Raw genomic sequence first — 14,121 nt, forward strand, 5'->3', positions numbered from 1 at the left:
GTGGATAATATCTATATCTTATCCCAAAGCAATGTAGAGGGAGCCAAAAGGCTTCCTTTGATCCGGCAAAAATTTTTTTCTCCTTCAATTTCCCTCGATAAATATGATTACCTCATTTTTACTTCCAAAAATAGCGTCAAAGCATTAGAGCAAATCGATCCATCATGGAAAAAGATTCCAGCTTTTGCTATTGGCAAAGCGACAGCCAAAATGATAGAAAATTTTGGTGGAAAAGTTATCAATAGCGATTATGCCTTCTATGGACAAGATTTTGCTATGCAAATAGAGCAATACACGAAAGAGGGGAGAAGGCTACTTTTCCCAAGAGCCAAAGTGGTAGTAACTCCACTTGGTGAGATTTTACGCAAACGCGGAATGGAGGTGGATGAGGTAATTGTCTATGAAACACTCTGTAGTGAATGCAAAGAGCTTGAACCTCCTCCAAAGGATGCACATATCATCTTCTCTTCCCCCTCTACTATCCAATGTTTTTTTCGCTGTTTTAGCTGGGATCCAAGCTACAAAGCGTATGCAATAGGTAAAAAAAGCGCCCAAGTTCTTCCTAAAGATGTTCCCTATACCCTCTTTGAGGGGAAGAGTTTGCAAGAAATCATCGATTGCATAAGAAAGAATAAGGTTTAGTTTTGTTATAATTTCTTTAAGCCTGAGCGGTGCGCTACCCGCAGAATGGGGGTCCGACAATCGAACTATTGAAGGAGGTCGGTAGTCCTCGGTGTGTGTCGGTGACTTCGCTTGAGCCTGCGAAGGCGAGAAGCCGCCGCCTAATCTGAGGCTCGCTCCTTCCACTTGGTCTTTAGGGACCATGGCATTGCGCGAACGCCCGCTCGGGCTTTTTTAGTTGAATATAGAGCTTTTTGCTTGCAAAGCCAAAAGTTATGTATTCAAAGGATGTAGATGAAAGTTTTGGTAGTTGGTAGTGGTGGACGCGAGTATGCTATAGGTTTAGCGCTAGCAAAAGATGAAAATGTAGAAAAACTCTATTTTGCTCCTGGTAATGGTGCGACACTTGAACTTGGCGAGAATGTAGCAATAAATGACTATGATGAACTAGCACAATTTGCTAAAGAGGAAGGAATTGATCTGACTATCGTAGGCCCAGAGCAGCCTCTTGTTGAAGGAATTGTAGATATTTTTAAAGACTATGGTCTTACAATTTTTGGACCCTCGCAAAAAGCAGCTCTTTTAGAGGGCTCAAAGATCTATATGAAAAATTTCTTGAAAAAGTATAATATCCCAACTGCGCGTTATATTGAAACATCTATAATGGATGAAGCAGCTGCATTTATCGATGAGCTTGAACCACCAATCGTTGTCAAAGCTGATGGTCTGTGCGCTGGTAAGGGTGTAATTATCGCACAGAGTAAGGATGAGGCCAAAGAGGCTGCTGCACAGATGCTCAGTGGTGAGGCTTTCGGACCAGCTGGACAAAGAGTTGTCGTTGAAGAGTATCTTGATGGATATGAGCTGAGTGTCTTTGCTATTAGTGATGGCAAAAACTACAAGATCTTACCTGCTGCGCAAGATCATAAACGTCTATTAGATGGTGATAAGGGACCAAATACCGGCGGAATGGGTGCGTATGCTCCAACTCCTTTGATAGATGATATTTTGGCCAAAAAAATTGAAGAGCGCATTATTGCACCTACAATTGCAGGAATGGCACAAGATGGCGTTCCATTTGAGGGTGTGCTTTTTGCTGGACTCATGATAGTTGACGGGGAGCCATATGTGCTTGAATTTAATGTACGCTTTGGTGATCCAGAGTGTGAAGTGTTGATGCCACTACTCAAAACTCCAGCAAGCGAACTTTTCTATAAAGCGGCTACAAAAGATCTCGCATCTTTATCTATCGAGTTTTATGATAAGTATGCTGTGGGTGTAGTGATTGCTAGTGAAAATTATCCCTATGGCAAGAGCAAACCGAGTGAGATTATTGTAGATGAGATTGTTCATAAAAATTTGGCTGAGCATGCACATATCTGCTATGCTGGCGTGAGTCTTATGGAGGGTAAACTCTATGCTACTGGCGGACGTGTTCTCGTGTGTGTGGGAATCGGAGATAGTATCAAAGAGGCGCGAGATTATGCATATATGCTCACTGGACAAGTCCATTTTGCTGGGAAAAAGTTTAGATCTGATATTGCATACCAGGCTTTGAGAGTTGAAAAATAGGCTCCTTCTTTTTTTCTTTCTTACTCTCTCTTTGTGGGCAAGTGGCGATCTTGTCCACATCTATACCTATCGTGCAACTGCACAAAATGAGAAAATTGATGTAGAGAATCGTGTAGTAGTTGAATATAAAGACTACTTTATCCAAGCTGATAGAGCAGTGTATCTGAAAAATAAGCAGATAGTTAAGCTCTATGGCAATATTCTCCTCATTCAAAGTGATAAAAGTATACACCTATCAAATTATGCCCTTTTAGATCTTCTCAATGATACAGTTCTAGCTACTCCCTATTTTAGCAGTGAATATGCAAGTAGTGTCTGGATGGCAGGATCTGCATTTGAGAGTGATAAAAATGTTACAAAAGTTAAACACTCTTTTATCTCTAGCTGTGATACGCGCTGTAGCGATTGGAAAATAGGATTTAACAGAGGTTACTACTATAAAAACAGAAAGTGGGTCAATCTCTATGGAGTCCGTTTATATCTCAATGATATTCCTATCATCTATCTTCCCTATATTGGTTTTTCGACACAAAAGAAGCGCCAAACAGGGCTACTTCGTCCAAGTTTTGGAATCTCAAAAAATGAAGGATTTACCTATATTCAACCAATCTACTTTGCACCGCAAAACTGGTGGGATTTGGAGTTTGATCCACAAATTCGTACCAAAAGGGGTAAAGGTCTATATACTACATTGCGTTTTGTAGACGCATTTGATGCATATGGTATTGTTCGCACTGGTGGATTTTATGAAGATAGCGACTATTTTGCAGGGCAAAAACTCAAAAATAGCAAGCATTACGGTACAGAGATTTTCTACAAGCGTGAATATATTTTTAATAATGCAAAAACCCATGATTATGATAGCCTCTACGCGCATTTGCAGTTTTATAATGATATCGACTATTTTAATCTACAAAAAAACGATGATACTCTCACAAGTTATGATAGCTTAACGGTGTCACGTCTCAATTATGTAAATTTTACCGATTTGTACTCATATCGTATCTATTTTAAGTATTTCAAAGACAATCTCAAGCTCGACAATGATGATACTTTGCAGCAACTTCCATCAATAAATATTCATAGATTTGAAACTCCTGTCTTTAATAAATATTTTACTTATATGTTTGATTTTAATATGAATAACTACTACCGAAAAAAGGGGCTCAAAGCAGTTGAGTATCAGTTTTCACTTCCTTTTTCGTTTCGGTATAAATTATTTGATGACTATTTGGGTGTAAGTATTAGTGAGAAGCTCTTTGGCAATTATGCTTTTTATAGTGGAAAAGATCTGCAAACTGGCTCAAGAAATGAAAATAGTTACATTTTTCGCAATACTCACAACATTGCACTCTTCTCAGATTTAGTAAAAGAGTATGATGATTTTATACACTATTTACAACTCCAAGCATCTCTTAATATTCCAAGTTATGAAAAAACAGGTGGCAATGAGGCAGACTTTATCAATATCGAAGAACAATCAAAAAATTTAGAACTTTCACTAAGACAATTCTTTTTTGATGGGAATGGAAAGCAGCGACTCTATCATATTTTGACCCAGCCAATATACTATGATGAGTCAGATAAAGTGAAAGATTTGGAAAATGAGTTTGGGATCAATCTCTTTCCTAATATTGACTTTAATACAGATATCTTTTTTTCCTATAAATACCATACAGTCTCCTCAGTAGTGAGTACACTTTCATATGATGGTGAACGCTATACTCTCTATTTATCCCACTACTATAAAGATTGCAAAGACAATAATGCAGATTCAAACTATGTCCATGCGAATATTACGAGACGTTTATCAAAAAAATATAAACTCTTTGCTACAATAGATTATGATTTACAAAGAAGTTTCTATAATCGGTGGAGTTTTGGATTTTATATTAATAAAAAATGTTGGGATTTGAAGATTGGATTTAAGAAAGAGCATATACCTATACTTACATCTTCAGGAATCAATGCCTATCTTAGTGATACGCTCTTTTTTAGATTCAATCTCTATCCTCTGGGAGGAATTTCAAAATCTTTTACACAAACAACACTACAAGGAACACTATAGATGAAAACTGAAGCAAAAGTAGGACTCTTTGTTGCACTAGGACTTATCCTACTCTTTTTGTTGAGCACCCAGGTCAATAAATTTTCTCAGTTTGGCAAAAAAGGGTATGTTATTTATGCACTCCTAGATGATGCTAATGGACTCGAGAAAAATGCAAAAGTTAAAATTAAAGGTGTTGATGTAGGATATGTGAAAGATCTAGGACTTCAAGGCAAAAAGGTCAAAGCAAAACTCTTTATATACAAAGGTGTCAAAATTCCAAAAGACTCAATTGTTACCCTGCAGCAAGAATCACTTCTTGGAACTAAATTTCTCTCCATTGAGCCAGGAAGTTCCCAAGAGTATGTTGTTGCAGGAGGAGTGCTGACGCGCCAAGAGGAGTTTGCTTCTTTTGCACAAACAAGTACTACCATCAATGCTGCAGCCAAAGAGTTTCAAAGCTTTATAAAAGATTTGCGCAAAGCAATTGCAGGAGAGAGTGGAGAAGATCTCAAAATCTCTATCGAAAATCTTCGCACCATCACACAAGATCTCAAACAGGTGATTGAACAGAACGAAAAGAATATCAATGCTAGTATCGAGAGCATCAAGCAGATGGGAATAGAGTTGCAAAATGCAGGGAAGAAATTTGGTCGTATGAGCGATAAGTTTGCCTATACTGCCGACATTATCAATAAAAAACTTCCACAAATTTTGCAACGGGTTGATCTACTAAGCCAAGATCTCCATGCTAGTGGGAAAAATCTCAACGAAAAACTTCCAACAATTTTAGATAAGTTTACCCGTATAGAAGATGATTTGGAAGATATTATCCAAGAGAATAAAAAACCTCTCAAAAAGACCTTTGTTGCAGCCAGTGAGTTTTTTGATAATGGTGGGAAATCGTTCAAAAAACTTGATAAATATCTCACTTCTATTGGACAGAGCAAAATAGATGTGCACTTTAAGTCTTTGTATATGAGTGATGATGCCTATAGCAAAAATAGTTTTGGCATCAACTATATTCCTTCACCAAATAAATATTATATGCTTGACGTTGTCTCTATGGATGACTATAGCAGGCGTGATAAAAATGGCAATTTCGTACCGCCATCAAAGCATGAAGATAGCACATATTATGTCTCAGCCCAGTACGCAAGACGCTATGGGGATCTCCGATTTCGTGTAGGACTTATTGAGAGTACGGGTGGAGTAGGTGTAGACTACTATCTGTTGCATGATCGTGGAAAACTCTCTATGGATCTTTACGATTTCAATGCTGTTAATGATGTACGCGGTGACAATCCACATCTCACATTCTTATATCGCCAGCGATTCCTCAAGCATCTTGATACATATGTGGGTGTAGATAATGTTCTTAATAGTAACGCGAGAAACTATATGTTTGGTTTGGGAATGGATTTTGTAGATCAAGATATGAAATATCTCCTTGGAACTGTGAGCGGAGCAGGATCGTTTGTGAAATGAAAAAGGATCCTGTGGCAATCATACATGAGGCTTTGGATGTGTTAGGTCTGCCGCCTATGGTCTCGTGGCATGAGATAAACGAGCGTTATAGAACGCTAGCGAAAAAACACCATCCAGACAGTGGTGGAGATACCCAGGAGATGGCTAAAATCAACTGGGCTTACAATATACTCAAAGAGTATGTGCAAAACTATCGCTTCAGTTTTAGTGAAGAGGAGATATTGCGACAATTCCCACATGCAGAATATCTAAAAAAATTTAGATTTTGAAAGGAAGTCAATGAAGTGTAGATTTGAATTTGATATGGACAATCTCAAGGAGATATATGAGATTGGAGAGGTTGCTCGCCAGGCTAATGGAGCTGTGCTGCTTCGCAGTGGCAAAACTGTGATGCTCGCAACTGTTGTCATGGAAAAGGAGCCGGTAGAAGAGGATTTTATGCCTCTGACAGTGCAATATATCGAAAAGAGTTATGCTGCAGGAAAGATTCCGGGAGGATTTGTAAAGCGTGAGCAAAAGCCAGGTGACTTTGAGACTCTTACTGCTAGAATAGTGGATAGAGCTTTGCGCCCACTCTTTCCAAAAGGATTTTTGTATCCGACAGTCATAACTGTTATGGTGCTGAGTGCAGATGAGCAGAGTGATTTGCAAGTTTTGGCTCTTAAAGCTGCAAGTGCAGCGCTTTATATTTCAGATATTCCAATAAGAACAGCTGTAAGTGGCCTGCGTGTAGCAAAAATTGATGGCGAGATTGTCTTTAACCCAACTCTTGATGAACTCAAAGAGAGCACCCTCGATCTCTATCTTGCTGGAACAAAAGAGGATCTTTTGATGATAGAGATGGCTGCGATTGGAACATATAAACCAGAAGTCATTCCAACGACAGTGGATCCTTTTATCGATCCAACGCTTGCTGAAGAGGTCGTGATGATCAAAGAGGCCAATGCGATGCCTGAGGAGGAGCTTGCAAACATTATCAAAGAGGGCAAGAAGCTCTTGCAACAAGAGTGTGCGGAGTATGAGAACTATTTCATCGAATCAGCAAAACCTATGCTCAAGCTCGAACTTGCTCCTGAGACTATCAATGAGGATATTTGGGTCTATATCGATGAGATTTACAAAGATGAGATAAAAGCTGCTGTGACAGCAATGGCAAAGAGTGAGCGCAATGAACTGCTCAAAGAGATTGCTAAAAAAATTGCACAAGATGATGTAGCTATGGAGCAGGGTTGGGACTATGAGACTATCTATAAAGTAGTTGAGAAGTATAAGCGCATGATTGTACGTAAAATGATCCTCGAAGAGGGCAAAAGAGCAGATGGACGTGGGCTCAAGGATGTTCGTCCAATCACAATCAAAACCAACATTTTGCCATCTGCGCACGGATCGTGCCTCTTTACTAGAGGTGAGACTCAAGCTCTTGTTGTCTGTACAATAGGAGAAAAGAGTGATGCACAGATGTTTGAAAAGCTCACAAGCAAAGGGCCAGAGTATGAACACTTCATGGTGCACTACAATTTTCCTCCATTTAGTGTGGGAGAAGCAAAACCTATAACAGCACCAGGCAGAAGAGAACTGGGGCATGGAAATTTGGCTAGAAGAGCGTTAGAGCCTGTAGTGGACGTGCCAGAAGATAAGACCTATCGCCTGGTCTCAGAGATTCTTGAGTCTAATGGTTCATCATCAATGGCAACAGTATGTGGCGGTGCTTTGGCATTACGTGCTGCAAATATCGATCTTGTAGATCTTGTTGCAGGTGTTGCTATGGGATTGGTTGTCGAAGAGGATAAGTATGCAATTTTGACTGATATTATGGGCCTTGAGGATCATGATGGGGATATGGACTTTAAGGTAGCTGGTACTCACGATGGTGTGACAGCTATGCAGATGGACATTAAGCTTGGTGGCGTAAAGGAGGAGATCCTCAAAGAGGCTCTGGCGCAAGCCAAAGAAGCAAGACTCCATATCCTTTCAATAATGGAGGAGGCTGAAAAAGAGATAGTCATCAATGAAGAGAACCTCCCTTCAAGCGAAACAATCTTTGTGCATCCAAGCAAGATAGTCGATATCATTGGTCAGGCTGGAAAAACTATCAAAGAGATAATTGAGAAATTTGAAGTTACTGTAGATATCGATAGAGAAAAAGGAAAAGTAAGAGTCACTGGTAAAAACAAACCAAAAGTTAAAGCTGCATGTGAGCATATTCAAAGTATCGCTAGCAAGCCAGCGCCTGAACCAGTAAAGTTTGAACCAGGCCAGATTCTCAAGGGGCGCATCAAACGTATCACAAACTTTGGAGCATTTGTGGAGCTTCCTGGTGGTGTAGATGGTCTTTTGCATATCTCAAAGCTCTCTAGCGGAAGGGTAGAGAAAGTTGAAGATGTTGTTCAAGAAGGAGATGAGGTAGAGGTAGAGATTCTTAGTCAAAAAGGACACAAAATCGAACTTGCACTCAAGCAAGTTATCAAAAATGCATAAACTATTACTTTTTATTATGAGTATGTACGCGTTTGCTAGTGAAGGGATTTTGATCCCTTTCTATCACTATCCATCTTTCAATGATGCTAAAATCGATAGACTTATTAAGCTCAAAAGAGAGTACCCCAAAGTTCCAGTATATGTCATTATTAATCCAAATAATGGACATTTTCGCAAAATCGAGTATAACTTCGCCTATGCGATCAAACGGCTTCACGATGCAAATTTTAGTGTAATTGGCTATGTCCATACCAGCTATTGTAAGCGGCCATTCAAAGAGGTAGCTGCTGATATCAAGTCTTGGAGCAAGATCTATAAACCTTGGGGTGTAAAGGGAGTATTTGTTGATGAGGTAAATGGTAGCAAAGAGTGTTTCGATTACTATAAAAAAATTGCAAAAGAGATAAAAAAAGTTTTTGACTTAGTTATCTTCAATCCTGGTACAAAAAGTGATGAGAGTATTGCTAAACTTGCTGATATTACAGTCGTTTATGAGTCGAACCAGAGTATAAATCTTTGTAAATCCACAGAGCAAAAGAGTGCTGTGCTTCTCCATGGGATCAAAGATTTTTCAAAATCGATGCAAAAGATAAAAGATATTGAGTACATATACATTACTCCCCACACTTTTCCAAACCCATGGGGAGAGATTTCGGACTATTTAGAAAATACACTACAAATTCTTGAAAAAGAGCAGCACTGTTTCAAATAAATTTAAATATATTTTGAGTAGAATTGCTTTGCAAAGTGATAAGTAGGGACACGCAATCCGAACGGACTTTGCAAATTAATTAGGAGGTATTTATGAAAAAGCTTCTTCTTATGTTGGTTGCATTTGCAGGCTTTGCATTTGCAGGTGATGGAGAGAGTATGATTCAAGCATACAGCGTACTCGCAGCTGGTGTTGGTCTAGGTATTGCAGCAGCTGGTGGTGGTATCGGTATGGGACACACTGCAGCAGCTACAATTGCTGGTACTGCAAGAAACCCTGGACTTGGCGGAAAACTTATGACAACAATGTTCATCGCTCTTGCGATGATTGAAGCGCAAGTTATCTATACACTTGTTATTGCTCTTATAGCACTCTACGCAAACCCATTCTTGGGCTAATCTTCACCCTCAAGGCCTTGCCTTTGAGGGGAAAATTTGTTATACTTTCATCAACTTCAACGCGGCAGTGGCGGAACTGGTAGACGCGCAAGGTTGAGGGCCTTGTGGGAGTTAATCCCGTGGAGGTTCGAGTCCTCTCTGCCGCACCATTAAATATAAAGAGTTTTTATGCTGCGAATTGCTACGAGTCTTCTTCTGCTCTTGACACTCGCACAAGCTAGCCTATGCATAAAACACTCTTCTCAATTACAGATTCACGACGATGAAGCAAAGATTTTCAAAGCTTCCTATCCCCATGCACGTATAGTAAAAATCAATGGTTACTACAAATTTTTCTCTGGGCCTTACAAAAGTGCAAAGCAAGCAAGAGTGTATTTGCAAAAAACTCAGCAATACTATCCTGATGCATTTATATTTCACTGCAAAGGTACCTCATCTTATAAAAAACAAATACCCCAAATTATGCACAATACGAAAATACAGCATAGTATTGATGAGAGCATAGATGTCCCAGATTTCATTGAGCATATCATTCAAAAGTACGAAAAAAAGAGTAAAGAAACATATACACTCACTTTTGAAGAGTTCCTTGATAGATTTTTCAAGAACGATTTTAGTGCGAAAAATGCATTTTATGCTTCAAAACTTGCTCAGGTGCTAGCTCTTATAGATCAAGATAGATACAATTGGAATATCTATGCAAATGTAGCACTGCGCTATACAAAATTTATCGATTATGATCTAGAAACAAACAAAGAAGCTATTGTAGATCTTGGTATCAATATCGATAAGAGAGTGTTTGATGGTGGGATTTTAAGTAAAGATCTCATTATAGATCTTCAGAAGCGTCTTGCAAAAGTCCAGTATCTCAGTGATAAAGATAAACTCTCTCTCTTAGCACTCAATATCTATACCCAAGCACTCGTTAATCAAAAACTCAAAAAGCTCTATGAAGAGTACTACTATAAGCAAAAAGGTATCTTTGAATTTATTGATGAGAGGTACAAAGCAGGAGCATCTTCGCAAGTAGACCAGATCGATGCACGCAATGATCTTCTCTCAATTAAAAAAACCATCCTCAAACAGCTCTATGACTATCTTTACAGCGACTATCTTTTGCGCAATGCAATAGGATTGCAAACCAAAAAGCCTCTTGAGCTGTCTGAGTTTGGATTTGCTGTGGAAGAGAAAGATATCGATAAAATCTATCACAATGCATTCAAAAATAGCACTGCTCTCCAAAAAGAGAGACTCCAAAGCAAGATAAAACAAGCAATCTATACGACGAAAAAAAACTCTTTTTTGCCCATAATCGATTTCAATGCAGCGCTATTCTATGAATATAAAAAGGATTACTCTTTCAATCCAACAAAAAATGCAAATGGCCTCAATTACTTCGTAGGGCTCAATATCAAGATACCGCTTTATGATAGTACAAACCGCTCTATTTATGTACAAAAAGCAAAGATAGAAGCAGCTATGCAAAAAAATATAACTTTACAAAAAGTTAAAGATATCGCCCAGCAGATACATAAAAGCTACAATGAATTGCAAAGAGAGTATCAAGAGCTTAAAATCATTAATGAACAGCTAGCATTGATGGAGCAAAAGATGCAGCTTGTCAAAAAGCGCTATACAGTTGGGCTCTCATCCTATCGTCAATACTCCGATGCTTTGCGCAATTATTTGACTCTTTTGCAGCAAAAAGAGATCCTCTCTATCTCCATTTTACAAAATCAAGCCCTCTTGCAGATTTTACAAGGTAAGCACATTTTTTATGGAGAGAATTAAAGTTGTTTGGACGGGTGAGGGTACGTATCCTTATGCTACAGGGGGTGTAAGTACCTGGGCTGATATCTTAATAAGAGAATTGCGCAATATTGACTTTGTGCTTTTGCCTATTATGATGCATCCTTATATGCAGACAAAGTTTTCTCTTCCTCCCAATGTCGTGGATATTATTAATGTCCCTCTCTGGGGGACTGAGGAGCCTGTTGAATACATCAAAAATATTGAATTTTCCCGCATCTATCAAGCAAAAGTGCGTACCCAATTGCAAAAAGATATTGATAAAATAGAGCCTCATTTCAAAAAAATATTAGCACATATTTATAGGGATGAAGAGGATCTAGAGGGCTTAGGGCAAGCCCTTTTGGCTTTGCATGAGTATTTTAGTCAATATGACTATTATGAAATATTTCGTAGTGTAGAGTTATGGAATATCTATAAAGAGTATGTGATAAACCACTATGAAAAAAGTGATAAAGAGCCTCCCACACTCTTTGATCTCATAGAGGGGTTGCGCTACCTCTTTCGATTTTTTATTACACTCTTGCCAGAACTGCCACAAGCAGATATCTATCACTCCTCTGCAGCTGCATTTTGCGGCATACCATGTATCATCGCAAAGCAAAAATATGGAAGCAGCTTTTTGCTCACTGAACACGGGATCTATATCAGAGAGCAGTATCTCTTTGCTTCTCGCAGACACCTTCCGATTCGCACCAAAGAATTTCTTCTTGGCCTCATCACCACTATCTCAAAACTCAACTACTACTATGCCGACGTTGTCTCACCTGTATGCAATTACAACAAGCGATGGGAACTCAAGTGGGGAGTAGAGAAGCAAAAGATCCATACTATATACAATGGCATCGATCCACTGCGATTTAAAAAGCTTGATATCCCTAAAGAGGATCGCCCAACTGTCGTGATGGTAGCCCGTATCGAGTCGCTCAAAGATATTGAGACATATATTCGTACTGCAAAACTCGTATCACGAAAATTTCCAGATGTGATTTTTAAACTCTATGGTCCTAAAGTAGATGAAGAGTATTATCAAAAGTGTGTCAATCTTGTAAAAGAGTTGGGTGTAGAGAAAAATTTTGCATTTATGGGGCCCACAAGTGATCCAGCCAGAGCCTACAATGAAGCAGATGTTGTGATGCTAACAAGTATATCTGAAGCTTTTCCATTTGTTGTTATTGAGGCAATGGCATGTGAAAAGGTAGTAGTCTCGAGTGATGTAGGTGGAACAAAAGAGGTGCTCGAAGGATATGGATTTATAGTAAAACCAAAAGATTACAAAGGATTTGCACAGTATGTGCAGTATCTATTGGAGCATCCGCAAGTTGCGCAGAGAATGGGAAAAGAGGCAAGACATGTAATCTTAGAAGGTTTTACGACCGATGATATGGTAAATAATTATTGGAATATGTACAAAAGACTATACAAAGAGAGATGATGAACAAACTCCAAAAGCTCTATCTTGCAATTACAAAGGATAGGGGAGAGCCGCTAGATTTTTGGGAGATTGCAGCACTTTTGGAGGTCTATGGAATTCGAGATATCGATGCAAAAAAGGAGTATGGGTTTGAAGATGTTTTTGCTTTAGCCAAAGAGCTTTATCGCTTTAAAAATATCAAAGAGTATCCTAAAGCTCATCTCATAGAAGCAGAACAACTTCCACCATTGAAAAAGCGCATCTTCAAAAACTACATCAAAGGTTTGGCTTTCGCTTTTCCAATATTTGTGCAGATAATTGCAACAATACTTTTTGGTTTTGCTCTTTGGTCCAATACGAAGATAGACATATCTGAAGCGACTTTCATAGCCCTTGGTATCTTTGTTGCGATGATAGTTACAGGGGGGCCTGCACAAGTAATTGGACGTAAAGGTCTTTACTATCTTAAGATGCATGAGAATATCCTTGCAGCCAAAATAATATACCGCTTTTTTGGATTAAGTCTTTTAGCACTTCTCTTTTTGGGTGTTCTTTTTTGGGTATTCAATCTCATATTCGGTATCTTTGATGCACATCTATTCTATATTTTTGAGGCCTCTTTTTTACTTTTAGGTATTCTCTTTTTAGCAATAGCAGTTTTTTATGTATTTGAAGATTATGAGAGTGTTGTCTACTTTATCTTGGTAGGAGTGGTTTTTGTAGCTATCTTTCACTATCTTTTTGGGATTTCTTTTCCCGATGCACAGTTTTATGCTCTAGCACTTTTAGATGTTGTCATTATCTATTTTGGATATAAAAAGGTGCAAAAAATCCAGCAAGAGGTGGAGGCCGAGGGAGAACTTCTCCCAAAGCCATCGATGCTTTTGTATACCCTTATGCCTTTTTTTGTGTATGGATTATTCTATTTTATCTTTTTGATTACTGATAGAGTGATCGAGTGGAGTATCAATGGGCTGCATAGCGGATACTTTTTGTGGTTTGATGTAATATATGAGATTGGTATAGATGTATCGATGTTAGTTTTTATCATCCTCATGGGCATATTGGAGGTTGTTGTTTATGAGTTTTTGTATAGAATAAATGAGAAAGTTTTTTACTATAAACTTCATGCATACAAGGAGTTCAACCAAGATTTTATCGATTTTTATAAAAAAATAAACAAAATATTCATTATAGTCGCTCTTTTGTCGATAATAGCTATATATATTTTTGCATATATATTATCTTTGTTTGTAGATGAACAGAGATTTCCTTTTACTATGCATTCACAGTTTGTCTATTTTGTAGGAGCGATTGCTTACGCCTTTTTGACACATGGGCTGATGAATGCATTGATTTTATTCTCTTTTTCAAGGCAAAATGTTGTAGTAAAAGCGATAGTATATGCAACTATAGTAGATTTTGTGATAGGGACTCTGCTAGCCAATATGTTTGTGAAATATTGGGCAGTATTTGGTTTGGTAGCTGGAAGTATTGTTTTTTGGTATATAACTTATAGCTTTATAAAAAAGATGTTTAACAATCTTGATTACTATTACTATTCGGCATATTAGGAGAATGT

Annotated in this window: 11 protein-coding genes and 1 tRNA gene; all 12 read left to right on the top strand. The window is 38.3% G+C overall.

Annotated features, from left to right (window positions below):
- The 12 genes from JG734_RS02880 to JG734_RS02935 all read left to right on the top strand — a co-directional run bounded on the left by JG734_RS02880 (position 1) and on the right by JG734_RS02935 (position 14,113).
- On the top strand, positions 1–642 hold the full coding sequence (locus tag JG734_RS02880; RefSeq protein ID WP_201333530.1) for a uroporphyrinogen-III synthase: 642 nt from the start codon (positions 1–3) through the stop codon (positions 640–642).
- A gap of 273 nt (positions 643–915) precedes the next feature.
- On the top strand, positions 916–2,193 hold the full coding sequence (gene purD, locus JG734_RS02885) for a phosphoribosylamine--glycine ligase (protein ID WP_201333531.1): 1,278 nt from the start codon (positions 916–918) through the stop codon (positions 2,191–2,193).
- Entirely contained in the window at positions 2,183–4,261 is a 2,079-nt protein-coding gene (locus JG734_RS02890; protein ID WP_201333532.1) for an LPS-assembly protein LptD, read from the top strand. Before purD ends, JG734_RS02890 begins: the two co-directional genes overlap by 11 nt.
- On the top strand, positions 4,262–5,728 hold the full coding sequence (locus JG734_RS02895) for an MlaD family protein (RefSeq protein WP_201333533.1): 1,467 nt from the start codon (positions 4,262–4,264) through the stop codon (positions 5,726–5,728).
- Positions 5,729–5,739: 11 nt separating this feature from the next.
- Positions 5,740–5,997: a J domain-containing protein gene (locus JG734_RS02900; RefSeq protein ID WP_236587017.1), complete on the top strand. Its 258-nt coding sequence runs from the start codon at positions 5,740–5,742 to the stop codon at positions 5,995–5,997.
- 10 nt (positions 5,998–6,007) lie between these two features.
- Positions 6,008–8,206: a polyribonucleotide nucleotidyltransferase gene (locus JG734_RS02905; protein ID WP_201333535.1), complete on the top strand. Its 2,199-nt coding sequence runs from the start codon at positions 6,008–6,010 to the stop codon at positions 8,204–8,206.
- Positions 8,199–8,918 (top strand): spherulation-specific family 4 protein, encoded by a 720-nt coding sequence (locus JG734_RS02910; RefSeq protein WP_201333536.1) that lies wholly within the window; start codon positions 8,199–8,201, stop codon positions 8,916–8,918. The genes JG734_RS02905 and JG734_RS02910 overlap by 8 nt, the downstream gene beginning before the upstream one ends.
- 92 nt (positions 8,919–9,010) lie before the next feature.
- Positions 9,011–9,316, top strand: a complete 306-nt coding sequence (locus JG734_RS02915; RefSeq protein ID WP_201333537.1) for a F0F1 ATP synthase subunit C — start codon at positions 9,011–9,013, stop codon at positions 9,314–9,316.
- A gap of 61 nt (positions 9,317–9,377) precedes the next feature.
- Positions 9,378–9,465, top strand: a tRNA-Leu gene (locus JG734_RS02920).
- A gap of 19 nt (positions 9,466–9,484) precedes the next feature.
- Positions 9,485–11,107, top strand: coding sequence for a TolC family protein (locus JG734_RS02925; RefSeq protein WP_201333538.1), 1,623 nt, complete (start codon positions 9,485–9,487; stop codon positions 11,105–11,107).
- Positions 11,094–12,560 carry a GT4 family glycosyltransferase PelF gene (pelF, locus tag JG734_RS02930; protein ID WP_201333539.1) on the top strand — a complete coding sequence of 489 codons (1,467 nt, stop codon included), beginning with the start codon at positions 11,094–11,096 and terminating at the stop codon, positions 12,558–12,560. The genes JG734_RS02925 and pelF overlap by 14 nt, the downstream gene beginning before the upstream one ends.
- A complete protein-coding gene (locus JG734_RS02935) occupies positions 12,560–14,113 on the top strand; it encodes a hypothetical protein (protein WP_201333540.1) in 1,554 nt (517 codons plus the stop codon). The genes pelF and JG734_RS02935 overlap by 1 nt, the downstream gene beginning before the upstream one ends.
- Positions 14,114–14,121: the final 8 nt, after the last annotated feature.

Origin of the sequence: Nitratiruptor sp. YY09-18 (assembly GCF_016593235.1) — a bacterium.
Lineage (GTDB): Bacteria > Campylobacterota > Campylobacteria > Campylobacterales > Nitratiruptoraceae > Nitratiruptor.

Excerpts from the sequence above, each read along its gene's own strand:
- JG734_RS02925 (WP_201333538.1), top strand. The coding sequence starts at position 9,485 with ATGCTGCGAATTGCTACGAGTCTTCTTCTGCTCTTGACACTCGCACAA.
- JG734_RS02905 (WP_201333535.1), top strand. The coding sequence starts at position 6,008 with ATGAAGTGTAGATTTGAATTTGATATGGACAATCTCAAGGAGATATAT.
- purD (WP_201333531.1), top strand. The coding sequence starts at position 916 with ATGAAAGTTTTGGTAGTTGGTAGTGGTGGACGCGAGTATGCTATAGGT.
- JG734_RS02935 (WP_201333540.1), top strand. The coding sequence starts at position 12,560 with ATGAACAAACTCCAAAAGCTCTATCTTGCAATTACAAAGGATAGGGGA.
- JG734_RS02910 (WP_201333536.1), top strand. The coding sequence starts at position 8,199 with ATGCATAAACTATTACTTTTTATTATGAGTATGTACGCGTTTGCTAGT.
- JG734_RS02895 (WP_201333533.1), top strand. The coding sequence starts at position 4,262 with ATGAAAACTGAAGCAAAAGTAGGACTCTTTGTTGCACTAGGACTTATC.
- pelF (WP_201333539.1), top strand. The coding sequence starts at position 11,094 with ATGGAGAGAATTAAAGTTGTTTGGACGGGTGAGGGTACGTATCCTTAT.
- JG734_RS02915 (WP_201333537.1), top strand. The coding sequence starts at position 9,011 with ATGAAAAAGCTTCTTCTTATGTTGGTTGCATTTGCAGGCTTTGCATTT.